Raw genomic sequence first — 543 nt, 5'->3', positions numbered from 1 at the left:
TCGCCGCTTCGGGCAGCGAGAAAGCCGAGGCGGGATTGCCGGTCAGGCTGGCGATGGCATGTTCGGTGAGCGCGCGAGCGGCGCGGACGTCTTCGGTCTGCGCGCGCGCCTCTTCCAGCAATGATCCGGCGCGCGCGGTATCGACCCCGGAGGCGATCCCGCCGGTGAAGCGGCGCTGCACCAGCTGATCCGCCTGGTTATAGGCCGCGACCGTCTGGCGGAGCAGCGCCAGCTCGCGATCCTGCCCGCGCAGCCGGATATAGGTCAGCGCGAGCTGGGTCTGCAGGCTGAGCCGGACATCGGCCATCAGATCGCGGCTCGCCTCCGCCTCGGCCTTGCCTGCGGCGACCGAATTGCGCACCCGGCCCCACAGATCGGGGTCGAAGTCGATCGATCCGCCGATCGTCTCAGCACCATAGAGATCGGGCTGATGCGCACCCCGCAACGGGCGGTTGTCCGACTGGCGGTTGCTGGTCAGATTGGCGCCGACGCCGATATGCGGTAGCCCGGCGGCGCGCGCCTCGCGCAGATCGGCGCGTGCGC

At 70.3% G+C, this 543-nt stretch carries 1 protein-coding gene; it reads right to left on the bottom strand.

All coding sequences use genetic code 11. The features are described 5' to 3' along the window. Window positions 1-543, bottom strand: a 543-nt coding sequence (locus tag BGN95_RS04515; protein WP_286771758.1) for a TolC family protein, incomplete at both ends; no start/stop codon positions are given.

Source organism: Sphingomonas sp. 66-10 (genome assembly GCF_001897045.1).
In the GTDB taxonomy this organism is placed as follows: Bacteria; Pseudomonadota; Alphaproteobacteria; order Sphingomonadales; family Sphingomonadaceae; genus Sphingomonas; species Sphingomonas lycopersici.
This window is presented reverse-complemented; position numbering and strand designations above follow the sequence as displayed.